Here is a 25,219-nt window from a genome sequence, read left to right as displayed (position 1 = left end):
TATCAATTATTCCTTATTATCATATACACAAGGATTTTTTGTAACAATTTTAAAATTATTCATAACTAAATTCGCTAATGTTTACTTGCATTTTTTTCGCTCTTTGAACTCGCAGCCGCCCGTCTTTATCAAAACTTTAAAAAAGTAGCGTGTTCGCAGCTCTAGATTAAAGATTCGGTAAAATTTGAGATATATCGTTGCCAATCAAAGCATTAGATGTATTCAGCAAACATGACATTAAGTATTGCGAAATATAAAGTTATTTTCATGTATGTGCCAAGTTAAGTATAATCACTGATAAATAACTGCAAATATGCGTGGATTGCATTTAATACTGACAGTATCGATAGAGATGCTGCTTCGATGAGCCTTCCACCTAAGCTAAAATCCGCCGATAGCACATCATCTTAAATTTTCAAGATAATAGTGTGCGATATCGTGTCCGACGATTGACAGCAATAAGTAAGGTTCGTAGTGCGGACTTCAGTCCGCTTGAAAGCTGCGGACTGAAGTCCGCACTACGAACCATTTATTGTTAGAATAATCGACGGGACACGATTTTACACTACAGATGTTTATTGCTGGATTTTATAGAGTCAAATTAATTTGATGGTTCCGCAGGCGAGTCCGCATAAATCAAAGGAGTCGCCTTCGCAACTACCAACCAGGGAATTTAGCAAAAAACCGGGATGAATGCAGATAAAATTGACTGCATTCATCCCAGTTTTTTCACAGTTAATTAATTAATTAAGCTGCTGCTAAACCGCTGTGTCTCAACAAAGCTTTAGTGCTCGGTTCGCGTCCCCGGAAAGTTTTAAACACTTCCATCGGGTGCAAACTGCCGCCCAATCCTAACACTGTATCCCGGAAGCGTTTACCTGTAGAGGCGATCGCACTTTCGTCTTCTAAACCCGCCTCCTCAAACGCTGCAAAAGCATCAGCACTCAGGACTTCCGCCCATTTATAGCTGTAATAGCCTGCCGCGTAGCCGCCCGCAAAAATGTGTCCGAAAGCGCACAAAAATGCGTCTCCTTCCAGAGGAGGTAAAACAGTCGTAGTTTTAGCGATGCGGTTGCGGACATCTGCCACAGTTTCGCTGCCGCCCGATCGATAGCGGTGGTGCAATTCGATGTCAACACTGCTAAAATGGACTTGCCTGAGCATGGCACTGCCACTCATGTAGTGGCGCGCTGCTAACAGCTTTTGGTAATAGTGTTCCGGCAAAGTTTCCCCAGTTTGGTAATGCTTTGCCATCCCGAACAAAGTCGCCCTATCGTAACACCAATTTTCCATAAATTGACTGGGCAATTCCACCGCATCCCACTCAACATTATTGATGCCAGAAGCCCCGGGATAGTCTACCGTTGTCAGCATATGCTGCAAACCGTGACCGAATTCGTGAAACAAAGTTTCTACTTCCACGAAAGTCATTAAACTCGGTTTCCCGTCAACAGGAGGGCTTTGGTTGCACACCAAATACGCCACCGGCAACCGCGTTGTGGTTTTTCCCGCTTCCACAAATTTAGCGCGCACCACGCACTCGTCCATCCAAGCACCGCCGCGCTTTTCTTCCGGGCGGCTGTACGGATCTAAATAAAAATTGGCGATCGCATTTCCGGCTTCATCATCTATTCTGAAATAGCGAACATCTGGGTTCCACACAGGAGATTGACCATCCGCCGCAGTTACTGTCACGCCGAACAGCCGTTTTACTAATCCAAATAGTCCGTCCAATACCTGCGGCAAAGCAAAATAAGGACGCAATTCTTCGGCACTAAAAGCAAACTTTTCTTCCCGCTGTCTTTCCGACCAAAAACCAATATCCCAATGCTTCAAATCCGCCGCTTCCGGCGCGCCTTTGCTCGCTGCAAAAGTTTTCAATTCTTCTAAATCTTTGACAGCAGCACTGTAGCTAGCCTCGCGCAATTCTTCTAACAAAGCTTCCACTGCTGCAACATCGGGAGCCATTTTGCTCGCCAAGCTCAATTCGGCATAACTGCTAAATCCGAGCAAAGCCGCTTTTTCGTGGCGCAGTGCTAAAATGCGATCGGTCAAAGGCCAGTTATTCAATTCTCCGCTGCTGGCTCTGCCCATAAAAGCTTTGTACAACTTTTCGCGCAAATCCCGGCGGGTACTGTGCTGCATGAAAGGGCCGTAACTGGGGAAGTCTAAAGTAATCCGCCAAGGGCCGTTTTCGGCATCCGCATTTTCTTCACCGGCGCTGCGAGCAGCTTGAGCTGCTAAACTCAACAAACTCGGCGGCAAACCATCAATTTCGTCTTTGTTTGTGAGGGTGATACTGAAAGCTTTGGTAGCGTCGAGGACGTGATTGGAAAATTGGGTAGTAATTTCTGCTAATTCTAATTGAATGGCATTAAAACGCTCTTTTTGTTCGCCTTCTAAACCAACACCAGACAGTTGGGCATCTCGGAGGGAAGCTTCTACAATTCGCTGTTGAGCTGACTCTAAGCTGTCCCAATTTTTGCTAGCCCGCAGCGCTTTAAAAGCTTCGTAAAGCGGTTTGCTCTGACTGAGCTTGCTCCAAAATTTTACTACTTCCGGCTGTACTGTTTCGTGAGCCGATCGCAATTCCGGACTATTTTTCACCCCCATCAAATGCCCGACAATACTCCAGCTCCAATTTAAACGCTCTCCGAGCCGCTGCAAGGGTTCTACTAAGCCGCTCCAAGTCGGATCTACAGAGACTTCTAAGGCAGCCAGCTCGGCTTCTAGTTCTGCTAGCAGTTGCGTAATGGCAGGGACTACGTGTGAGGGTGCGATCGCGTCAAACGGTGGCAATCCTTTGCCAGTTAGTAACGGGTTATCAGCAAGAGTAAGAGTTGCAGTCATTTGATTTTCTCGTAACAGCCTGAAAATAGGTCAACTAGACAGATTACCTTTTAAATTTGTAACACATTTGCCCCAAAAATTGGACTCCTGCCCGGAGAGGGAAGAGAGGGGAGAGTGCGAAAATCTTCCTTATGACTGATGACTAATCACCAATCACCCATAATAACTGTCAACTCTCACCCCTTCAGTCTGCTAGGGGACAAGCTGTCAACTATCATCAGTGGCAAAGCGTCAATTTCCTGACTGTCAACAGATTAACGCCCTCAACCCAGAAGCTGTCAACTGTCAACTGTCAACTGTCAACTGTCTTGTGTGTGTTGCAACTGCTTGACAACAGTGATTAAACGCTTGAGGTGAGGTTTGACAACTTCTTGTTGCTCGTGTTCCAAACGGTAAATTTGAGCTTGAACTTCGGACAAATCCGGAGTCGATTGGTGGGTGGGAGATTGCAGTTGGCTTTGCAGATTTGCCATGACTTTTTGGATTTCAAAAAATCGAGTATTTACTACTTCCCATTCGTCTCGGGAGATCGTAGTTTCAGTCAAACCTTTCGTCGCCCTTTGCAGTTGTTCTATCGCCTGTTCTACAGCTTGGAGATTTGCCGACGAGCCGATCGATAAATCTTGCAGTTGTGCGTTCACCTGCTGGCGGACATCGAGGACAGCAGAGGCGACAATTTCTTGCAAAGAAGCTACCGACTCTCCCAAACTCAGCAACTGCCGCTCGATGTCGATCGACTCCTCAAAACCGTCAGCCCTTGGCATTACAGCCATTTGCTGGCGCAGTGCTGCAATATCCGCAGACAACTGCCTCCGCAATTTAACAATTACCGTCACCGCCGTTTTTTCGACCTTATTGACAGATTTTTGGACTTGACTGAGTTCCGAAGTCTGATGAAGCCGCGCTTGCTGCTCGAACCGATATCGGTTAGCCACACTCAGCGACAAAGCCAAAGTTAGCGGAGCCACCCCGTAAAAAGCTTGACCCGACACAGCCACCGCCAAGGAACCCAAACCAGAGGCCGCCAGAGAGGCGTACTCTGCCACCTCCAGCCAGTGCCTTTGAGGAAAAGTTTGCCTCAAGTGGTTTCTAGCAGATGGGTTTGGCTTGCGTGCTACTCTTTGGGTCATACTATTTTCTCGTTGTTGGTAAGGTTGCGAGACTGGGTGGAGCATCGATTTCTATCCTTTTTTCACTTATATGTTTTAGATTATTTCGGGGCGCTCTTCTATTTTTACCTTATTCAGTAGGTTAAGGATGACAGGCATATTATTATGTATTTGGGAGCTGTCTTGCTGTCGCCCTCTATTGGGGCTGTTAAATGCTGCACCCAAGCCGCCCTCTATTTTACATGACGCGGGCGCGATCGCCCCCGAGCGATCGACAATCGCCACTACCGCCAACCAAACAATCCCTCATCGGATTTGAGATTTTAGATTGATATTTTACCTGAAAAATCAAAAATTAAAAAAAATGTGATTTTTTGACGGAAATAGGAGTTTTGAGCTAGCTAGCAAGTTGCATTTTTTGGCGCGCATTGGTATAATGCACTCGTTCTCAATTGTCAGTCAAAAATTTACAGTAAAAATTAACCAATGAACTCAGAAAAAATCGGAATTGGCGATCGGCTAAAGTCTATGTTTAGTATCACAATTTTTATCATTCTTGTCCTAGCAGTAGGCTTTTTAACAGTCAATTTTATTTCAGCTCTATATGCAAGATTTGCTTAAAAAAACTCAGAAATTGGTAATTGGTAATTGGTAATTAGTAATTGGTAATTATTCCATTCGTTAAATCCCGCACATGGCTCGTTGCCGAACTTCCTTCGTCCCTCTTCCTGATTCCTGATGACAAATGACAAATGACAAATGACAAATGACCACCCTTCGACTTCGCTCAGGGCGAGATGACAAATGACAAATGACCACCCTTCGGCTTCGCTCTTCGGCGAGATGACCAATGACCAATGACAAATGACCACCCTTCGGCTTCGCTCTTCGGGCGAGATGACCAATGACCAATGACAAATGACCACCCTTCGGCTTCGCTCTTCGGCGAGATGACCAATGACCACCCTTCGACTTCGCTCTTCGGGCGAGATGACCAATGACCAATGACCAATGACCAATGACTTCTTAAAAAACTAATGCAAAAACTTGCGAACTTGATATTCGCGGCTTTCGGCGATCGGCATTTGTAAATCGCCCATTTTGGCATCCAACTCATCGATTGTGCTTTGCGGCACCGACTTCCACTGTTCCCTAGTTTTCCAGCGAATCAACATCACCACCTCATTTTCCACCGCATCCACCCAAACTTCTTTGCCCAAATAACCGGAAAAACTTCTTAGTCCCGCAGTCCAAACTTCTTCATCTCGCAGAATAAACTCTTCCCATTTTTCGGGAGGTACTTTAAATCTCAGCCACTCAATTACCATATTCTTTTAGATTGTAGATTTGAGATTTTGTAGGGTGCGTCAGGTAAAAAATGATTGGTATGTCGTCTCATATTCATTCCTGACGAACCTACAAAACTTCGTGAATAAAACATTAGTTCGTAGTCGCCACATTCTGATAGTAAAAGCACCATCACATCAATTAATCATTACCGATCGCAAGTTTAACGATCAACTCAGTACCTTCTCCCAGCCGAGAAATACACTGCAACTCACCGCCGTGCTTTTCTACTACCAAATGCTGGGATATTGCCAATCCCAAACCTGTGCTTGTTGTCGGACATTTAGTGGTAAATAAAGGGTCAAAAATGCAGCCTAGAACTTCTTGGGTCATCCCTGGGCCGTTATCGCTAATGGCGATCGCTACTTCGCTCTCCCCAATCACTTCCGTGCGAATCCGAATTTCAGGATTGAATATTTCAGATCCCGAACCGCCCGCAGACAACAAAGACTCACTTTGCATTGTACTATACTTTTCTGGATTTCTGCCCCCTTCTTCCAAAGCGTCGATCGCATTTGTCAACAAGTGCATGAAAACTTGATTTAACTCTCCCGCATAGCAGCGGACTCGCGGCAAATTTCCGTATTCCTTAATCAGAGAAATTCCCGGGCGTCCCCCTTTAGCTTGCAGCCGATTTTGCAAGATCAGCACTGTACTGTCCAAACCTTCGTGGATATCTGCGGTTTTCATTTCGGCTTCGTCGGTGCGCGAGAACAAGCGGAGCGATCGCACTACATCCCGAATCCTTTGCGAGCCGACTTTCATGGAATTTAGCAGTTTTGGCAAGTCTTTTTTAATAAATTCTAAGTCTAATTCTTCCATGAAATTTTGAATTTCTGCCACCGGATGGGGATAATGCTTTTGGTAAAGATCGATCGAGCGCAGCAGTTCTTGAATGTAACCGGTGGCGTGGCTGACGTTGCCGGAAATAAAACTAACTGGATTGTTAATTTCGTGAGCAATTCCTGCTACTAACTGCCCCAGAGAAGACATTTTTTCTATTTGAATTAATTGAGTTTGAGTTTTCTGGAGAACTAACAGCGTATTCTCAATTTTTGCCGCTTGCAGCCGCAGGCGTTCTTCTGATTGTTGCAAAGCCCAAAGAGATTGTTTACTTTCTGTGATATCCAATCCCACAAATACCGCAGCCGTACTTCTTTGATATTTTTGAGCAACTATTAAATAATTTTTGTTTTCTCCTCTGACGCTGACTGTTATTTCTTGAGACATCTGCTTTTTTGATGTGGCAAAAAACTCGTATACTAAATCGTTAAATTTTTGGCTGTTCTGTATAAAACCTATTTTTTGACCGACAAATACTTGCCCAGGCATTTGGTAAGCATTAGCTAAATGTCGGTTTACTCCCAAGTAGCGGAAATCAGAACTTACCCAAGAAACTAATCCGGGTACGGCGTCCAAGACGGCTTGAAGTTGCTCTTTTGCGTCTACAAGAGCTGATTGTGCTGCGAGGCGAGCAGAAATGTCGCGAGCGATCGCGCAGCAGTATTCGCAGCCGCCGTATGCTAAATAATTGACTTGGACTTCGACGGAAAAACTGGCGCCGTCTTTGGTTTGGTAAGTGGTTTCAAAAGTTAGGTTGCTTTGCTGCTTGAGTTGATCCCAGTGTGCTTGCCAATCCGATGCTGATAACTGCGAATCGATGTCGCTCATCCTCAGGTTTAGCAGTTCTGATTCCAAGTAGCCTCCCCGATCGCAAGCGGCTTTATTGGCGTAGCAAATTTTACCGTCTGATGTACTCAAAAAAACTGTATCAGCAGCATTGTCTAGAGCAGTTTGAGTTAGTTGTAATTTTGTTTCTAACTGCCTGTTTTGGTAATTTGGCGTCCATGTATTGTGACAAGTTCTGTCAGCTATTTTTTCAGCAAACAAGATTAAACCGCCGATCGCACCCGAGCTATTTTTCCACGGCCAAAATGCCCATTTGACTGGCGCACCGACGGATTCTTCCGTTTTTTCTGTTACAGATGGGGGCGAACTCGCTGCCACAAATTCGCTATATTCCAAAACTCCAGCCAAACAAGCGCGGGCGTTTTGCTGCCAATATTCCGGGATATTCGGGAAAAATTCCCCATGAGTTCGGCCTCGCGCCTCGCTTGGGCAGACACCCCAATCTGTTTGCCAGCGACGAGAAACGCAGATATAGCGCATTTCACAATCTACCATTGCTACGGCGTCGGCGGAGCGCTCCACAAACCGCCGAAATCCCTCTTGACTTTCAGACACGGCTGCCTCTGCGGGTTGTTGGTGGGCGATCGGGCCGGCATACATTCCCAGTCGAATTTTTTGCTTCACTGGCTTAGTTTGCACGATTTGGGATATCCTCCATAGCTGTCAAGTTAAAAAAATCTGTTTTAGACCAAAAGCACTCTTCCCCTGATTTCCTGTTATGGGTGACACCCTTAGAGGGTATCACCCATCAGTAATATCATTTTTGATGGGATGTGTCCATAGGTACTAAAGAAATTATTCGCTCAACCTTGAAATTCAGAAGATTTCCTCATAATTATTCAATAATTGAGGCAGCAAAAGCAGTGTAATTACTTAATTGGTTTGAAAATTTGCGTGTGCGATCAAACAAATTTGTGTGTAAATTCACTGGTAAAATCGACTCGCCCTTTCCGCAGCATTGCAGGATCGAATCTTTCAGTCGTGTTGCAAGTCATCAACACTACGAGTTTTTGCTGAAATTGAATGCCGTTTTCGTCCATGACGCTTTGATAGAGAGTGCCATCGAGTAAACTCAAAATGTGTTCAGTTTTGTTAGTGCGTTGGGCCTGGGGAGTCGATCGATCCTGAGCCAAATTATCAGCCTCGTTGATAATGATGCAAATCCGCTGCAAATAACTCGGCGGCACAAAATTTTCTACAGCATCGTGGTCTAAGATAAAGATCACATAACCCAGCGGCACTAAAATCTCTTTTGCTACCGCCTGCGTCCAAGCAGTTTTGCCAGTCCCAGGTTCACCGCTAACCAAAACCGCCAACTGATTTCGCTCCAAAATTGCCTGCTCAACAATATCGGTAAAACTTTGAACATCCGCAGAAAAACTCCGAATCGGGAACTGACTGTTAACCTGTCCGACACGGCTTTTATACCCGCTGAGAATCACCGCTAAATTGTAAGTAGCCTTGCTCACCAGCGGCGCAATATCCTGGCAAATCAGAGTGTAGCAGCGTCTTCCCCTGTCGTAGCTGTCAATTTGCAGCCAACAGCCGCATCGACCCCAATAAGCATAAACAGTACCCAAAACCTCCAAGCGTTCCCAGCTCACAAATCGCTCCGGCGGATAAGAAAAATGCCGTTCCATAAAACACTGGGTAATCGCATCCGGTTTTCCCAACAAATCCAGAACTTTAAAAATAGTAATCTCTTGGAGTTTGTTGAGAACGTAGTCGATGGGAATGCTAGCGCGGCTCACCAATTGCACCACGGGGGTTTCGGTAACTAAAACATCTTTGTAACGATAATCAGGGTAAACAGGCTGCGGAGTAATGTAATCCCAAAACTCGTCAATTTCGTAGCGAGTATTTTCCGAGAATACATTTAAGATATTCGCCCACCAGGTATACTGGTGTCGTCCCATGGCATCGGCAATGTCGCTAGCTGCATCTAAACTTTTTTGAGCGAGTTCTACAGGGTCGCTAGAGACTAGGTGCAGCAGGTGTTCCCAATCAAATTGACGGTATAGCGGTCGCCAGCCCGAGCCGAGCAGCCCTCGATTTTGAGGATTATTTTGATTGAAATTGCGATCGCTATCACCCATATTTTCCGAACTCATTTTCCGTAAATCCTAGTTACTACTATTGTAAAATATTTGCGGCATATTTTCTACAACCCAACAGGATTTTCTCAACTGAGTTTGAGATAAGTCGGCGGCACGAAGTCTACCAACCAAACTTTGTTATCCGAGCAGTAAAATGTATAGCCGTCCTGTTGCATTGCTGCGGCACGTACAATCAACACAGCCGGAATGCCGTGTCTGGCACCTACTTTACGGGCTGTTGGAACATCCGCCGACAAATGAACGTGATGTCGCGACATTTTCCTAATTCCTTCACTCTGAATAGATTTGACGGCAGTCGCACCTGTTCCGTGATATAAAATATCTGGGGGAACAGCGGGTTCTAACTGCAAGTCAATCTCTACGCTGTGTCCTTGATTGGCACGAATCAAAGTGCCTGTCGAGTCGAACGAAAAGCGTTGTTTGTCGTTTTGTGCGACTACTTCTTTAAGTTCCGCAACCTGAACTGGAAAGTTATTTTTTTGGCAAGCATCGAGGAGTTCGCTAACAGGAACCCAGCCCCCCGGTGCGAGTTGAATGCCGATGCGCGAGGGGGCGTGGCGCAGGTGTCTGCTGAGATATCTGCTGATTTTGACTAATCTTGTCTCGTTCATTTATTGACGTTTTTTTGATTTGTTTTGGGGAAAATCGGGTTTATTTAATCTGTTTGGACTGCGAGAATGATTGAGTGGAATAATGCGTGTAAACTCAACTCTGAAATTCTGTGTATCTCTCATTTATAGCCGAATCTCGATCCCCCTAAATCCCCCTTAAGAAGGGGGACTTTGAGAACGATCCGGTTCCCCCCTTGGGAAGGGGGGAGCGAGACCAAGCTAGAAGCGATATTTGTGATTAATTTTAGTCTTAAATTTATCCCAATGTGAGCTAACTAATCCTAGGGTGCGTCAGGGGGAATTTTCTTGAGCAGGCAGTCAAAATATTCATCCCTGACGCACCCTACAATAGCTTTTGATAGTTATCAAAGATTCTCCCTTCTACTTTGGGACAACTCCGCCAAAAATAGCAAAATTGAGATAGCGCCAATGACAAGCTGCGTCGGCAAAACCCGCTTCGGAAAGCCACCTTGTCTGCTCTTCCACAGAAGAGGGAATATCTTCTTTTAGGTAGCTGTTAAAACACGCTGCATCGTCTTCTCCATTAGCTTTGATGTACTGGCGCCACAAATGTTCGTATTGCTCGGTCAGCTTTGGGGTAGCACCTGTGACAATATCTCGGATTAGCAAGATTCCCCCGGCATTCATTGACTCAAAAAGTTTGTGAAATAGCTTTTGTTTTCCTTCGCCGTCGAGGTGGTGGATTGCTAACCCTGAAACTACCAAATCGTAACCGCTGCCGAAATCATCTTCGGCGAAATTTCCCTGCTGCAATGTCAGCCTTTCTCCGAAAGTGGACAAGTTTGTTTGACAAACTTTTAGCATATTTTCTGCCATGTCAAAGGCTGTGACATTGGCTTGAGGAAATGCTTGCAAAATCATGGCTGACAGTATGCCAGTTCCCGCCCCTAAATCGAGAAGTTTTATGTTAGCATTGGTTTCAAAATCGATTAATTGCAAGATTATTTGGTGTTGCTCGCGATAGTGCGGAATGAGGCGGGGAATTAAACCGTCATAATCAAATGCTCTTTGTTCAAATTGCTGGCGTACATCGTCTAAATTCACAGAAAAATTTCCTCAAATTGTTAATACTTGAGTGCGTTAATGCAGTAGGACTGCTCTCTCGTTTTAAGTATAATACAATATATAATACAAAATATTTACAGAGCTGTCAAGACGCAGGAAAAAATAATTTAATAGAAGTGGCGGGCGATCGCAAAAACAGACTTGGTTTGCCCTTTCCCCGCCCAGTATTTGAGCGTCAAGCCTTGCACATATATCTGGCTTCTGGAGGTGAGACAGAATGCCGGAAACTCGAAAGCCTGCGGCAGAGTAGATTTTGTACGTGCTGTGGGATGGTAATCGTCAGAAAAAATTTGGGTGTTCGTACCCCTGGGCACAGCGGGCATATCTGAGAAAATATGCCCTCAGATTGACAAAATTTAGTCTCAACTCCCTATAAAATCTGACGTGAATACATTTTATAAAAATAATACAACTGCTTTGCCCGCGAACCAAACCCCGATCGCGATCAGTCATTCCTAATCTCAGATATGAAATCTCAAATAATATGACTTCCGAGTGGAGGTGCCGACAGCCCAGTTTTCATGCCAATGAAAATATACAAAATATTGCACCCGCCAACGTGGGTAAAAAAAACAGTGATAATGAATCAGGATGCGAGTAGATTAGCTGTCAGCCGTCAGGGGAAAATAGAAGCAATGGAAATCCAACAGCGGAGCAAGGAGTGGCCAGAGCGCCAGCCACCAAACGCGCCCGATCGCCCCGGTCAAATTTCTACGACAAAAGAACTAGATTCGTCGCTGCCAGAATGTTTGGATTTTAAAGTAGCGATCGACCGATCGACACTGGCGGTGAGAACCGACGCCCGAGGAATTATCAACTATGTCAGCGATCTAGTTTGTAGTATTTCTAACTATTCGTGTACCGAACTGATCGGCTGCCATTTCAGCATCCTGCACTCGGAATATAAGTCTTCGGAATTAATCAAAAATCTGCTGTCAACTGTTGCCAAAAATGAAGTTTGGCAAGGAGAAATTAAGAATCGAGCTAAGAATGGCAGCGATTATTGGGTGCACGCAGCAGTAGTTCCGCTGTTGGACTTTCAGGGAAAAGCCAGTCAGTATTTGGCGATCGGATTCGACATCACCGATCGCAAAGCCGTTGAAACAGCCCAAGCCGCAGCCAACCGCGCCAAAGACGAATTTTTGGGCATCGCGGGACACGAACTGCGATCGCCCCTCAGCGCGATTTTGGGATGGGTACAACTAGCTCGATCGCGCAAGTTAAACGAAGCCACCACCAACCGCGCTTTGGAAATCATCGAAAACAACGCCAAATTGCAGAATCGACAAATAGACAATCTCCTCGATCTGTCGCGGCTGTTGCGAGGGAAAGTGCAGCTCAACATCAGCTCGGTTCACCTGCCGTCTGTCATAGAATCGGCGATCGACACCCTCCGCCCCGCGGCGAGGGCCAAAAACATCCGCATAGAAACACATTTCGACCCCGCCATCAACTACATTTCGGTCGATGCAGAACGCTTCGGGCAAATAATCTGGAACCTGATAGCCAACGCCATCAAATTCACCCCAGCAGCAACACCAGAGCCAATCAGGGTGCGGGTCGAGCCTACCCCGGATGGCGCGTCGATCGGCGTAGGCGACAGCGGTTGCGGGATCGAACCCAAGTTTCTGCCTTACATCTTCGACTACTTCCGCCCCGCAGATAGCTGGAAAACCAAAGAACAAAACCGCCTCGGTTTAGGGCTCTCAATTGTGCGACAGTTGGTGGAACTGCACGGGGGAACTGTTTCGGCCCAGAGTCCCGGGCTGGGACAGGGAGCGACCTTTGCGGTGCAGCTACCGATCGCCCACACCAACAATACGAGCGATCACGCTTTGGCGATCGGCAAAATCGAAAGCAGACCCGGATCTGTGTCCAAACCCCTAGCGTCCAAGCAAGTCCTGATAGTGGACAGCAACCCCGAGATCCGGGAATTTCTCAAAACAGGCCTGGAAGCATTCGGAGCCAAGGTAACAGCAGTGGGTAGCGCTTGCGAAGCGATGGCCGAGTTGCAAAAGTCGCGCCCCGACGTGTTGGTGAGCGATATGGCGGTACCCGAAGCAGACGGCTGCGATTTGATCGGCCGCGTCAGAGCCATGGAAATGTCCGAGCAAAGGGAACTGCTGCCGGCGGTAGCCCTCACGGGAGGCGTCCGTGAGGAGGATTCGGCATCGGCGCTGTCTGCGGGGTTTCAGAGGCATTTGTCGAAGCCTGTGTCCGCGAATCAGTTGGTGAACGCGATCGCCCAATTGGCCGGGCTGACTGGATTCGGCGGCGAAGACGCGGGAACTGTTGGGGCGATCGCACCTGCACCAGGGCTGTCGGAGTCTCAAAGTTTTGACTGTCCAAATAACGGCGAAGAATCAACAACAGACAGCCGAGAATTACCACTATTGCTGGTAGTTGAAGACAACAATTTTCTGCTGGATTACCTCAAAACCTTATTGAGTCCATACTATCGAGTTGCCGTGGCAAGGGACGGGATTGAAGGTTTAGAAAAAGCCAAAAGTTTGCAGCCGAATTTGATTTTGAGCGACCAAATCATGCCCCGACAAAACGGGCTGGATTTGCTCAAGGAGATTCGGAACACGCCAGAATTGAGTTCGACTCCGGTAATCTTTTTGACAGGGCGATCGGGAATGGAAGCTCGGATCGAAAGTTTGGATGCTGGTGCTGACGATTATATTGCCAAGCCTTTTGACGAGAGGGAACTGCTAGCGAGGGTGAGAAATTTGCTCAGAACCCACGCAGCCGAACAGCAGTTGACGGCGCTCAACCGCCAGTTGCAGCAGCAAAAACGGCAGTTGGAAACGGTGAATCGAGCCTTGCAGTATTTGGCAACTTACGACAGTTTGACTGAGGTGAGAAACCGCCGCTGTTTTAATGAATATCTCGATACGGAATGGCGGCGTTTGGCGAGGGAAGAAGCACCGCTATCTTTGATTATGTGCGATATCGATTATTTCAAACTTTATAACGACACTTACGGCCACCAAGCGGGTGATGAGTGTTTGCGGCAAGTGGCGCAGGTTCTCCAGAAATCGGTAAAGCGATCGGCTGATTTAGTAGCGCGTTACGGTGGAGAAGAATTTGCCATAGTTTTGCCCAATACGGATATTCAGGGTGCGGCTTGCGTGGCCGATAAAATCGCGCAACAGGTGCGGGATTTGCGGATACTTCACGCCAAGTCTGGTGTCAGCGAATACGTGACGCTGAGTTTGGGTGTCGCTTGCTGCATTCCGGCGCCGATGTCGCAGCCGGGGACGTTAATTGCGATCGCCGATGAGTCGCTTTATCGGGCGAAAGAGGCTGGGCGCGATCGGGTTTCGGTTGCAGCATTTGAAGGATAATAGTCATTTGTCAATAGTCATTTGTCAATAGTCATTTGTCAATAGTCATTTGTCAATCGCAATTATATTGTAGTGCGAGGGTCTCGATCGCGATCGGCAATTACGATGAGGATTCGCGATCGGCCAGGGCGAAAAATATTATTCCCATGCAAGCAGAAACGATACGATCGCAGTTTGACAAAAACTTCTCATTTTCGCAACAAATGTAGTATAAGGTTGTGATAGAAAAGCTCGCTCGACACTACCAGTCCCAAACGCATCAACAGGCCTAGAAACCGGGTTTTTATCGATATCAAAGGCTGTCATCGAGTATTTTCGTAAAAAACCCGGTTTCTGACTACCCGTGCGTTCAAGACTAATCAGCAAATAAAAATTAGAAAAAACCTATGCAACCCATCCGACAAGGCGACGTAATTCTCACCCCCGTACCGCAAATCGCAGGAGAAAAAAAATCTCACCTCACCCTCGCCGAAGGTGAAGTCACGGGACATTCTCACCGGATTGTTGAGGGACAAGCCGAACTGTACGAAAAAGACGGTACTCTGTACTTGCGGGTGCTTTCGCCGACAGCTTTATTGAGTCACGAAGAGCACCACGCGATCGCCATTCCTGAAGGTAATTGGATGGTGCGAATTCAGCGGGAATACGAGCCCCAAGGTTGGCGGTATGTCTCAGACTAAGGTTAAAAAACTCACGCCAGCACAAGAAGCTCAGATTCGGGTTTATCGCGAAAAGTGGAGAGTGTTCGCGCTTTCCACTGGCCCTCCGCGTGCGATCGCACGCGGAGGAAATGATTAAAGTGGGTTATTGTGCGATCGGCGATCGCAGCATTGGATGTCATTTTGGGCGATCGCCTTTGTCAAGAATTAGCAGCCACTGAATTATACGAAATCAGGGTGATTTATCCCCGTTATTCAGTTGTAGGGAATCCTACCCAAATCCCAGAAACCGGGTTTCTTCCAAAATGTCTCGTACTGAACCCAAATTTGCAGAGAAACCCGGTTTCTTGCCACCCAACAAATAAAATTACAGCGCAAATCCGGGATAATTAACCGCAATTTTCCGACTCCAAATTCCCTTCGTTCACCCGTGCGAGTCATAAAGTAGTATCATCTCCTCCTAATTTACAACAATTTTATGTCAGAACAACAACCAAAACCATCGATAACTTTCAGCAGCTTTGCCGACTGGTGCTTGCACAAAGACAGCCTTTGTGAAGCAGCAAGAAATACACTTGAGGTGCTGTTAAATAAAGCTGGCATTTCTGACATTTATGAAGCGAACCAGATACTGTCAAGTAGGAATTATCTGAATCTGAGCGAAAATCAAATATCAGACATCACACCTTTGCAATCTCTGACTCATTTGACTTCTCTGAATCTGTACAATAATAAAATATCAGACATCACACGCCTGCAATCTTTGACTCATTTGACTGATCTGTATCTGAGCGGCAATAAAATATCAGACATCACCGAAAAACGAGCGGGAAGCCCCGGGCTAACGACAAGGGGAGGAACGCGGCTGCGGTTTCAACCGCCTTCTTGATTTCTGGGATTGGTTTTGGGTCAGCATATTTTAATCTTAAATCAACCACAATATGCTACCATAAATCAAGGAGTAAAACAGAATGTATGGATGCCAGCAAAATTTAATTAATCCCGACAAAGACTTAAAAGCCGTCCTAGATTTTTTGTGCAGTGAAGCCTCAAAGTTAATAAATTGTGGGATTTACTATGCCCGACAACTCTTCTTCAAAACCGGAAGGATACCGACTAGAGGCAAGTTACATAAAGTTCTAGGAACTGAAAATAAAAACATTCATTACAAAGCTTTCTATTCGGATACCGCACAACAAATATTGACGAGCGTCGCTGAGTCTTTCAACTCCTATTTAGGCTTGCTGACTGGATTCAAAGAAGGGACAGTGGCGCAATGCCCAAGACTTCCTGGATACAGACAAGGCGGATTAGCCTTGGTTACATTTACAGGTAGATCGGTTAAATTAAAAAATGGAATGTTACGATTTCCATTAGGAAACAAGGTCAAAGCTTGGTTTGGAATTGATTCGTTCTGTTTGCCGATGCCATCTAACTTAGAGCATTCTGCTATTCGGGAATACAGGATATTGCCGAAAAACGGGTGTTTTTATCTAGAATTAGTTTGCCGAAAAGCAACTATCCAATCTGAGGTAAATGTTGACTCTGTGTTGATGATCGATCATGGGATGGACAACTGGATAACTTGCGTTAGCAATACTGGAACTTCATTCATCGTAGACGGAAAGCATCTCAAGTCTATCAACCAAGGCTATAATAAGCGAGTTGCAGCCTTGATGTCTGGAAAAGACAACGGATTCTGGTCTAAAAGACTGGAACGGCTAACCGAAAGCAGAAATAGAACAATGCGGGACGCAGTTAATAAAGCTGCTCGTAAAGTCATCAATCATTGTGTATCCTCCAAGATTGGTACAGTCATATTTGGCTGGAACAAAAATCAGAAATATTCGATAAATCTCGGTACAAAGACGAATCAAAAATTTGTGCAAATTCCCACGGGTCGGTTAAAAGAGAGAATTGCTCAACTGTGCAAACAGTACGGAATAAAATTCGTCGATACTGAAGAATCCTATACCTCAAAAAGTTCTTTTCTAGATGGCGATGAACTGCCTACATTCGGCGAAAAACCCGAAGGGTGGAAAGCTTCTGGAAGCAGAATTAAGCGTGGATTATATCGGACTGCGAAAGGATGGCTAATTAATGCAGACTGCAATGGGTGTGCAAATATTGGTCGAAAAGTAGCAACAATACTTGGATTGGATCTAAGTGGAGTTGGTAGAGGTGATTTGTCAGCACCTGTAAGACTCAAATTATGGTCTTATGAATCCCCGTCTATGACTCGGGCTGGGGAGATGTCAAACCCCTGCAATCTCTAACTAATTTGAATGTTCTGGATCTAAACCTTACACCTGAACAGATGGCTGTCATCGAAGAAGCGTATCATCATTATTCGTGGGAAACTCTCGGCAACTCTACCGAATCAATAAATCGTCATCAAGCCACAGTGGCAGTTGAAGTCGCCTATTTATGCCTTGGTTTAGAAGCCCCTGAAATAACTTTTTACAGTAGTCCTAAGAAAGCATTAGCAGAATTAGCAATGCTGAAGAGGGCGAATGAAACTAAGTTGATCTATCGACTTAAAAAACTGGTACAAGATGCGCTGCACCCCTTGTCCTTACTGACAGGATGGCAGAGGGGATCTAGCGAGTTAATTAGATGGGAGTCACAGTTAGAAGCACAATTGATTGTAGAAATTTCTGACTATTACAGGACATACTTAAGTCCAAGATACATTGTTATGGATCTCCCTCTTGCTGAATTATGGGTTTCTGCCTTTAGCATTCCGATCGCTCCAGAGGCACAGAAACTTTTTGAATGTCTGAAACAAATTGTAGCAAAATGCGGCTGGATTTTTCCCTTGGATGATATCTGCATTGTGTGCGATCGCCCTTCTGCGCTTCGCCTAGACAGCGAATACCGCCTCCACGCAGAAGGGGAAGCTGCACTGGAATTTGCCGATGGTTACAAAATCTATTCCTATCATGGCGTAACATTACCCGAAAAATACGGACAAATTCACCCGGATAGGTGGGAATCTACCTGGATTTTAGAGGAAAAGAATGCTGAATTAAGACGAGTATTAATTCAGGGAATTGGTTATGATAAAATTTGCTGCGAATTGCAAGCAGCAGAATTAGATTCTTGGCAAGAATACACTCTACTACAAATCGATAATGCGGATGTTGAGCCAATTTATCTGTTAAAAATGACTTGTCCGAGCACGGGATTCATTCATGCCCTGCGAGTGCCTCCTAATATGACATCCGCCCGCGAGGCAATTCGCTGGGTAAACTGGGACATTGACGCAGACGAGTTTTCCGTGCAAACTTGAGTAATTCTAATTTAAAAACGTATTGCTACCATCATCAATCTTAGGCCAATTGTTAAAAGCCGAACCTCGCGCCGGACACGGCAGTGCCGTTTCCCTACAGAAACTGCTATCTTGGCAAAAATCTTAATCCATAAAACTCTAATCAACATTCGCCCTGTGCCAGTTAAAATGGTGGAATGCCCAAACCATCAATTTAGCAAAAACTGTTAATAACATAAGAAAGAAGCCCACCTTCAGTCAAAGGTGGGCTAAATTCATGCCAGCTTACCGACAGCTAGGCAATCGGGTCTCTTAGCCGATTGACGTAAAAGTTGAAAAAAAGATCCGAATTTTCCGGAAAAACTTATTCCCAACAATTAAGCTCCAGTTTACCCGATCGCACCAGCGACATCTCGCCCGCAGTGAGGTTGTCCTGAATTTGGGGAAATACTGGGGCTTTATTTTGGCCAGCAATCCCCAATCTCAAAGGGTTTAAGCGTCGTGATCGTGAGCAAAGCGGCGGAAGAGGAAGTCTAGGGCGTAGTTCCGCAAGTTGTAATATTCGGGATCTTCCATCATTTGTACCCGATCGCGCGGACGGGGGAAAGGAATCTCTAAAACCTCGCCAATTGTCGCTGACGGGCCGTTGGTCATCATCACGAGTCGATCGGCTAAAAACAGCGCTTCGTCAATATCGTGAGTAATCATCAACACTGTACAGCGGTGATCGTTCCAGATTTTCAGCAACTCTTCCTGCAATTCTTCCTTGGTAATTGCGTCAAGAGCACCGAAAGGTTCGTCCAAAATCAGCACTTGCGGGCGAATTGCTAAGGCGCGGGCGATGGACACCCGTTGCTTCATACCGCCGGAAATTTGTGGTGGTCTTTTATCAGCAGCTTCAGTCAATCCCACCATCGCCAAATGCTCGTTGACGATCGCATTTTTTTCGACCTTCGACTTCTCTGGAAATACAGCGTTAACGGCAATGTACACATTCTCAAACACTGTGCGCCAAGGAAGTAAAGCATAACCTTGAAACACTACCATGCGATCGGGGCCCGGCTTCTCGATCCGCTTCCCGTTAATCGAGACAGTACCCTCGCTGGGATGGCTAAAACCCGATACCATATTTAACAGTGTTGACTTACCACAGCCGGAGTGTCCGATCAGAGTAATAAATTCTCCCTCAGCTACGGTTAAGTTAACGTTTTCTAATGCTCTGTAACCGTTTGGATATACTTTATAAACATTGTCCATCACCAAAAAAGGCTGCCGGCGATCCTGCGGTTGCTGGATCTGGGTTTTGGTGTTCGTCTGGTTGACAGCAGTATTAATCATGGTTTCAGAAGCCGTTAGTAGGTGATTAGCGATAGCAAATAATCGAGTTTTGAATCGTGAGCTGCGAGTTGAGACTGTAGATTTGCGAGTTCCCTGTATATTTTGAGTATTGAGTTTAAATTGCAAGACCTGTGCATCAGTTATATAATTGTGCCGCTTCGGGTTCAACTATGCAATCAATCGCTTTGATTTCTGATTTTTCTTGTCTGAGTTCTGAAGTTGATAAGTTTCAGACGCGAGCGATCGAGAATTCAGCAATTTTTTCACCTGTCGATACTTCAAAACTCGCAGATCACCATTACACATCATCGCCGGTGGAAAAAATTCCACCGGCTGGCCGGACAAAAACAGATCCTAAGCAGCTCTACGGCCAGAATCAAGTATCACTTCAGCCATCGTGTAATCGCGTTTAATCGCTAGATTGTTGAGATAGCCGATCGGATCTTCAGCATTAAACACCGAGCCATCAAACAAACGGAGAGAACCCCGAGTGTAAGTAATATCAGACATTCCGAGCTCGCGCGCCGCCGTACTGAAGGGGCCGACTCGCACTACCCGTTCGAGAATTTCTACCCAGTTGCGAGGGAAGACAGTATCGCCCCAGCGCGCCATCTGCACCATGTGCCATAACTGTTCGGTACGGCTTGGGCGGTTCACCCCATCTCCGGCGAACAAGTGGTGGGCGTATTCGCGCATCGGAGTATCCAGATTGCAAGCAGTAGATTTCGGATCGCCAATTTGGATGAAACTCTTGTCAGTAGCGACGTACTCGCGTCCCGCCACAATTTCGGAAACTTCTTCGGCGTGGGCCGGATCGCTGCAATAGTGGCAAGCTTCCAGCAAAGCTTTCACCAGAGCAATGTGAGTGTTGGGGTAAGCATTCGCCCAGTCTTCTCGAACTCCCAGAATTTTTGCCGGGTGTCCTGGCCATAGTTCCAAATCCGTAGCCACGGTAAAGCCGACTCCTTCCATCGCCGCGCGCAAGTTCCAAGGTTCGCCGACGCAGAAACCGTCAATCGTCCCACCTTGCAAGTCTACAATCATCTGGGCTGGAGGGATGTTTTTGAGCAACACATCGTGATCGGGGTCAATTCCGCCGGAAGCCAGCCAGTAGCGCAGCAGCAGGTTGTGCATCGATGAAGGGTGAACGATTCCCATGCGGTGAGTTTGCGCGGGGGTTCTACGCAGCATTTCTTTGAAATCTGCCAGAGTGTAAATCCCTTGGTCGTAAAAGCGACGAGCCAGGGTAATTCCGTTGCCGTTGCGGCTCATGGTGAGGGCTGTAACGGTTGGTATGGGCTTCTCTTTGTGGCCTCCCAAGCTCAACCACGCTGCCATCCCAGAGGGCATTTGCGCTGCGTCTAAGTATCCTGCTGCGATGCCGTCTACGATGCCGCGCCAGCTTGTTTCGCGCACGAGGTGGACTTCATCGAGTCCGTGTTTGGCAAATAAGCCTTTTTCTTTGGCGATCGCGAGGGGAGCACAGGCGGCCAGGGGGATAAAGCCGAGTTCCAGGTTGACTTTTTCTAGGCCGTGGCGGGCGATCGCAGGTACTTTCCGCGCCCGCAGTTTTTTCACCCGTTTCTGCTGGTTGAGGAAGTAAATCATTTCGCTTCGCAGGGCATAGTAGCTGGGGTGCGAGACTACTTCCATCCGTACCCGGGGGCGGGGGATGTCTACTTCGAGGATGCCGCCAATATTCGATTCTGGGCCGTTGGTGAGCATGACGATGCGATCGCTCAGCAGCACTGCTTCGTCTACGTCGTGCGTTACCATCAGGGCGCTAATTTCGTACTCTTGGCAAATTTCCATCAACTTTTCTTGCAAGTTGCCGCGAGTCAAAGCATCTAGGGCGCCGAATGGTTCGTCTAAGAGTAAGAGTTTGGGACGCAGGGCTAGGGCACGGGCGATCGCCACACGCTGTTTTTGTCCGCCAGAGAGGAGTGCGGGTTGCTTCTCGGAGTGGGGCCCCAAGCCCACCATGTCGATGTGTTTTTGGATGATGTCGAGGCGTTCGGCTTTGGCTAAGCCGCTCATTACTGAGTCTACGGCGAGGGTAATGTTTTCTCTGACTGTCCGCCAAGGTAGCAGCGAATAGTTTTGGAATACTACCATGCGATCGGGCCCGGGCTGAGTAATTCTCTGTCCGTCGATCGTCACCAATCCTGCTGTAGGCAGATCCAAACCTGCCACCATATTGAGTAGAGTAGATTTACCGCAGCCGGAGTGTCCGACTAAGGAGATAAACTCTCCTTTTTTAATTTCTAAATCGATACCTTTGAGGGCTACGTAGGTGCCGCCGCCTGATAAATTAAATGTTTTCCCGACTTGTTCTACCGCAATCAAAACTGACATGGTTTTCTTGCCTTTTTTGTATGTTTGTCCTTGATTTTTTGATTAGTGCTTGTTGACTGTTGACTGTTGACTGTTAGCTGTTAGCTGTTAGCTGTTAGCTGTTAGCTGTTAGCTGTTAGCTGTTAGCTGTTAGCTGTTAGCTGTTAGCTGTTAGCTGTTAGCTGTTAGCTGTTAGCTGTTAGCTGTTAGCTGTTATATTATGCCGATCGCCCAACTACAATAACAATATTGGTTCGATCGTTCGGACTTCAGTCCTCTTAAAATACTGAAGACTGAAGTCCGAACGATCGAAACACATCGCAGTTATTCTACCAAACTCTATCTTGGCTTTCAACGGTCAACTAACAACGGTCAACGGTCAACTGCTTTCCTGTCAACTGTCAACTGCCAACTGCTTTCCTGTCAACTGTCAACTGCTTTCCTGTCAACTGTTAGTTATTTGCCTTGAGATGGAGCAATTTTTTGCTGCAACCACGCCATCAGGCGATCGAGCATCAAACCAACAGCCCCAATGTAGAACACCGCTAAGAGAATTTCACTGATGTAGTTTTGTTGGTAAGCATTCCAAATAAAGAAGCCAATACCAGTAATCCCCGACATCACAATTTCCGCTGCAATAATCGCCAGCCAAGCCAAACCGATCGCAATTCTCAATCCAGTAAAGATATAAGGAAGCGCCGAAGGAAACAAGATATTGATGTAATATTCCTTCTGAGTCAGTTGCAGCACTTTCGCTACGTTATTGTAATCGTCAGGAATTTGACGGACACCTTCAGCCGTGTTGATCAAAATCGGCCAAACTGAAGTCACAAAAATCACGAACAAAGCAGCAGGTTCGTTTTGTTGCAATGCAGCCAAGGCAATAGGTACCCAAGCCAGAGGCGCCACCATCCGCAAAAACTGAAAAATCGGGTCTAAAGCCTTGTTCAAGAACGGATTCGTACCTACCAGAACCCCCACGCTAATACCCACAGCCGCCGCCATAGTGTAGCCCTTAGCCACCCGTTCCAAACTCGCCAAAGTTTGCCAAAACAAGCCGACTCCGTAGGTTTTGGAGTTCATGAAAGGATACAGCAACAAAATCCTTGTCCGTTCATCCGTCCAAACGCTAGTGGGAGGTGGCAACTTGATGATTCCAGTACCCGACAGGAATTGCCAAATGAACAGAAACCCCAACAGTCCTAAAATTGGTGGCAATATATTTGAGGAATTCTTCTTCCAAAACTCCCCAAATACTCCTTGGATATCGACTCCGCCTCTCCGATTTGTGCTGACAGCCATCTTGCTAATCTCCTAATGTTTCTGCTGTTTTTTCCTAGACTAAGTTATGGGAAGCTTTTACCCATCACGCTTTTTTGATTGCCAAGCTCTTGAGGTAATCTTCTGGTTTGTCGGGGTTAAACTCTTTACCATCAAAGAACTTCTCAACACCGCGAGTCGATTTCGCCGGAATATCAGCATCAGGAACTCCGGCTAATTTAGCCGCTGCTTTCCACAAATCTCCTCGGTTGACTTTCTCGATGATTGCCTTAGAATCTGCCAAGGTTTTTGTGGGCAAGAAACCCCAGCGGACGCTTTCGGTTAAGAACCACAAATCATGGCTCTTGTAAGGATAGGAAACATTACCTACTCCATCATTCCAGTAGAGCGTACTCATTTTGAAATCATTGATGTCTGGTTTCCCGTCGCCCATCAGATACTTGCCTTGGTAAGGAGGAAGCAAAACTTCCTGCTTTACGTCAAAGAAGTTTTTACCAGATACAATCGATACCAATTCGGCCCGATTTTCAGGTTTGTCGCACCACTGCTGTGCTTCAATTATTCCTGCTAACAGGGCTTCGGTAGCTTTCGGATGTTTGTCTACCCAGTCGCCGCGAATTGCTAGGTATTCTTCTGGATGTCCTTTCCAGATTTCGGCAGTTAAAGCCGACAAAAAACCGATTTTTTCTTTGACAATTCGCAGGGGCCAAGGGTCGCCTGTACTGAAAGCGTCCATGCTGCCGGTTTTCATGTTGGCCACAGTTTGAGCCGCCGGTACTGTCAGCAACTCAACATCTACGTCGGGATTGATGCCGTTAGCTGCTAGCCAGTAGCGAATCCATAAATCTTGGTTGGCTTTGGGAAAGGTGTAGGCTGCTTTGAAGGGCGTGTTTGCTTTCTTCAGTCCCAGAATGTAATCTTGGGCGGATTTTTCTAGTTTGAGTCCGAGCCCTTTACCTTCGTGTTTGGAGGCGATCGCAATTCCATTTCCCTGAGTGTTTAGCTGTAACAGCACGTACATCGGGATTTGGACGCTGTTTTTGGTGATCAGGCCTTTGCTAATCAAGTAGGGCATCGGCATTTGCCACTGGCCGCCGTCAATACCGCCGCCTGCGGAACCGATTTCTACGTTGTCTCGGGCTGAGCCCCAGTTGGCTTGTTTGGCGACTTTGACATCTACCATGCCGTATTTGGCAAAGAAGCCTTTTTCTTGGGCAATAATTAATGGTGCTGATTCGACGATCGGGATATATCCCAATGTAATCTTTGTACTTTCGATCCCTTCTACTCTTTTCTCATTAGCCACAGCAACTGCTGATGTGGCAACAGGCGCTCCTCCGCCAGCACCTGCGCCACCATCAGCAGTTCCACCGGGTTCGGGGGGATTGCCCAAACAACCTTTGAGTAGTATGGAACTGACGGCAGATGCACCTGCTGTAACGATAAATTTGCGCCGGGAAAAATTTTCTGAAAATTTTGTCATAGCCTAGCCTCGCTCCAATACATAATCTTCTGTAACGACATCACTGAAGTTTATCAAAGCACTTTTTTGCTGTTCGCTAATTGGGCTTAGGGAACTCTTTTAAGCGCAGGTTAGCAGGAGGGAGCAAAAAACTTATTGTTACCATAAGCTTTTATGATATCCCTGCTGATTTGACTCTTTTGATTAACTCAATATTGCGATCGGCCAAGTTATGTTAACTCGCCCAAAGCGAGTACCACATTTTCTTGACTTGATTATTCAGTTTACCGTACTCTTGGTGTAATTATAAAACAAATATTAAATTTAAATGATAAGTATATGTTGTAGGATGTTGCGTTTTATTAAGTAGTCCTTGGTGTTGCCGGATGGTGTCACCCGGCAGACCGTATTTACCCAAAAGCTTGCAGTGTAAGCTTTTAGGCAGTTTGCTGCTGCGTGCATTCTCATTGTTGTCAATGATTTTCCGCATCTCATACTTTTGGTGTATTGACTATGTTTTCAAGAAATGTTATAAGCCCAGTTGAGTATCTGCCGAGCGAGCGATCGCCCGTGGAGGTGGCGCGCTTATATGAGAAAAAAATGAGACAAAAAATGAAGTTTTGAGTATAAAGCTGAGAGACAGACTCCCTGCAAAAAATTCAAAAGCGGATGAAAGTAGCGGATGTAACGGATGTTAAGAAGAAGGCAGTTCGGC

Annotated in this window: 20 protein-coding genes; 7 read left to right on the top strand and 13 right to left on the bottom strand. The window is 46.3% G+C overall.

The features are described 5' to 3' along the window. Positions 1-747 precede the first annotated feature (747 nt). Together QZW47_RS02110 and QZW47_RS02105 are read right to left on the bottom strand one after the other, a co-directional pair. A complete protein-coding gene (locus QZW47_RS02110; RefSeq protein WP_293123047.1) occupies positions 748-2,850 on the bottom strand; it encodes a M3 family metallopeptidase in 2,103 nt (700 codons plus the stop codon). Between the two features lie 299 nt (positions 2,851-3,149). Continuing rightward, positions 3,150-3,980 carry a hypothetical protein gene (locus QZW47_RS02105; protein WP_293123044.1) on the bottom strand — a complete coding sequence of 277 codons (831 nt, stop codon included), beginning with the start codon at positions 3,978-3,980 and terminating at the stop codon, positions 3,150-3,152. Positions 3,981-4,107: 127 nt separating this feature from the next. Here QZW47_RS02105 and QZW47_RS02100 point away from each other — a divergent pair, with 127 nt between their 5' ends. After that, entirely contained in the window at positions 4,108-4,278 is a 171-nt protein-coding gene (locus tag QZW47_RS02100; RefSeq protein WP_293123041.1) for a hypothetical protein, read from the top strand. A gap of 715 nt (positions 4,279-4,993) precedes the next feature. Here QZW47_RS02100 and QZW47_RS02095 read toward each other — a convergent pair. The 6 genes from QZW47_RS02095 to QZW47_RS02070 all read right to left on the bottom strand — a co-directional run bounded on the left by QZW47_RS02095 (position 4,994) and on the right by QZW47_RS02070 (position 11,132). Then, a complete protein-coding gene (locus tag QZW47_RS02095; protein ID WP_293123037.1) occupies positions 4,994-5,287 on the bottom strand; it encodes a TIGR03792 family protein in 294 nt (97 codons plus the stop codon). Between the two features lie 160 nt (positions 5,288-5,447). Further along, positions 5,448-7,634 (bottom strand): PAS domain S-box protein, encoded by a 2,187-nt coding sequence (locus QZW47_RS02090; RefSeq protein ID WP_293123034.1) that lies wholly within the window; start codon positions 7,632-7,634, stop codon positions 5,448-5,450. A 263-nt stretch (positions 7,635-7,897) separates the two neighbouring features. Beyond that, on the bottom strand, positions 7,898-9,106 hold the full coding sequence (locus QZW47_RS02085) for an AAA family ATPase (protein ID WP_293123031.1): 1,209 nt from the start codon (positions 9,104-9,106) through the stop codon (positions 7,898-7,900). A 71-nt stretch (positions 9,107-9,177) separates the two neighbouring features. Beyond that, a complete protein-coding gene (locus QZW47_RS02080; RefSeq protein ID WP_293123028.1) occupies positions 9,178-9,723 on the bottom strand; it encodes an RNA 2'-phosphotransferase in 546 nt (181 codons plus the stop codon). A 381-nt stretch (positions 9,724-10,104) separates the two neighbouring features. Then, positions 10,105-10,788: a class I SAM-dependent methyltransferase gene (locus QZW47_RS02075; protein ID WP_293123025.1), complete on the bottom strand. Its 684-nt coding sequence runs from the start codon at positions 10,786-10,788 to the stop codon at positions 10,105-10,107. Positions 10,789-10,916: 128 nt separating this feature from the next. Next, the gene (locus tag QZW47_RS02070; RefSeq protein WP_293123022.1) at positions 10,917-11,132 is read right to left on the bottom strand and encodes a hypothetical protein; all 216 of its coding nucleotides are present in this window, start codon (positions 11,130-11,132) and stop codon (positions 10,917-10,919) included. A gap of 204 nt (positions 11,133-11,336) precedes the next feature. Between QZW47_RS02070 and QZW47_RS02065 the strand changes: the two genes are divergently transcribed. The 3 genes from QZW47_RS02065 to QZW47_RS02055 all read left to right on the top strand — a co-directional run bounded on the left by QZW47_RS02065 (position 11,337) and on the right by QZW47_RS02055 (position 14,839). Further along, the gene (locus QZW47_RS02065; protein ID WP_293123019.1) at positions 11,337-14,159 is read left to right on the top strand and encodes a diguanylate cyclase; all 2,823 of its coding nucleotides are present in this window, start codon (positions 11,337-11,339) and stop codon (positions 14,157-14,159) included. Positions 14,160-14,194: 35 nt separating this feature from the next. Continuing rightward, complete coding sequence (locus tag QZW47_RS02060; protein WP_293123016.1) at positions 14,195-14,368, top strand: hypothetical protein; 174 nt, start codon at positions 14,195-14,197, stop codon at positions 14,366-14,368. A gap of 177 nt (positions 14,369-14,545) precedes the next feature. Continuing rightward, the gene (locus QZW47_RS02055) at positions 14,546-14,839 is read left to right on the top strand and encodes a hypothetical protein (RefSeq protein WP_293123013.1); all 294 of its coding nucleotides are present in this window, start codon (positions 14,546-14,548) and stop codon (positions 14,837-14,839) included. A gap of 11 nt (positions 14,840-14,850) precedes the next feature. On the opposite strand, the gene QZW47_RS02050 is transcribed toward QZW47_RS02055, so the two are convergent. Continuing rightward, a complete protein-coding gene (locus tag QZW47_RS02050; RefSeq protein WP_293123010.1) occupies positions 14,851-15,000 on the bottom strand; it encodes a hypothetical protein in 150 nt (49 codons plus the stop codon). Positions 15,001-15,296: 296 nt separating this feature from the next. Between QZW47_RS02050 and QZW47_RS02045 the strand changes: the two genes are divergently transcribed. The 3 genes from QZW47_RS02045 to QZW47_RS02035 all read left to right on the top strand — a co-directional run bounded on the left by QZW47_RS02045 (position 15,297) and on the right by QZW47_RS02035 (position 18,110). Then, positions 15,297-15,707: a leucine-rich repeat domain-containing protein gene (locus tag QZW47_RS02045; protein WP_293123007.1), complete on the top strand. Its 411-nt coding sequence runs from the start codon at positions 15,297-15,299 to the stop codon at positions 15,705-15,707. Between the two features lie 82 nt (positions 15,708-15,789). Continuing rightward, a complete protein-coding gene (locus tag QZW47_RS02040) occupies positions 15,790-17,094 on the top strand; it encodes a transposase (RefSeq protein ID WP_293123004.1) in 1,305 nt (434 codons plus the stop codon). A gap of 41 nt (positions 17,095-17,135) precedes the next feature. Further along, positions 17,136-18,110: a DUF6745 domain-containing protein gene (locus QZW47_RS02035; protein ID WP_293123002.1), complete on the top strand. Its 975-nt coding sequence runs from the start codon at positions 17,136-17,138 to the stop codon at positions 18,108-18,110. Between the two features lie 471 nt (positions 18,111-18,581). Here QZW47_RS02035 and QZW47_RS02030 read toward each other — a convergent pair whose 3' ends face one another. The 4 genes from QZW47_RS02030 to QZW47_RS02015 all read right to left on the bottom strand — a co-directional run bounded on the left by QZW47_RS02030 (position 18,582) and on the right by QZW47_RS02015 (position 24,525). Then, positions 18,582-19,427: a nitrate ABC transporter ATP-binding protein gene (locus QZW47_RS02030; protein WP_293122999.1), complete on the bottom strand. Its 846-nt coding sequence runs from the start codon at positions 19,425-19,427 to the stop codon at positions 18,582-18,584. A 354-nt stretch (positions 19,428-19,781) separates the two neighbouring features. Continuing rightward, entirely contained in the window at positions 19,782-21,782 is a 2,001-nt protein-coding gene (locus tag QZW47_RS02025; protein ID WP_293122996.1) for a nitrate ABC transporter ATP-binding protein, read from the bottom strand. Between the two features lie 435 nt (positions 21,783-22,217). After that, positions 22,218-23,063, bottom strand: a complete 846-nt coding sequence (gene ntrB, locus QZW47_RS02020) for a nitrate ABC transporter permease (RefSeq protein WP_293122993.1) — start codon at positions 23,061-23,063, stop codon at positions 22,218-22,220. Positions 23,064-23,127: 64 nt separating this feature from the next. Continuing rightward, positions 23,128-24,525 carry a CmpA/NrtA family ABC transporter substrate-binding protein gene (locus tag QZW47_RS02015; RefSeq protein ID WP_293122990.1) on the bottom strand — a complete coding sequence of 466 codons (1,398 nt, stop codon included), beginning with the start codon at positions 24,523-24,525 and terminating at the stop codon, positions 23,128-23,130. Positions 24,526-25,219: the final 694 nt, after the last annotated feature.

The organism is Microcoleus sp. bin38.metabat.b11b12b14.051, assembly GCF_013299165.1.
In the GTDB taxonomy this organism is placed as follows: domain Bacteria; phylum Cyanobacteriota; class Cyanobacteriia; order Cyanobacteriales; family Microcoleaceae; genus Microcoleus.
Note: the sequence above shows the minus strand (reverse complement) of the source record. Positions and strands in the feature narration are given on the sequence as shown.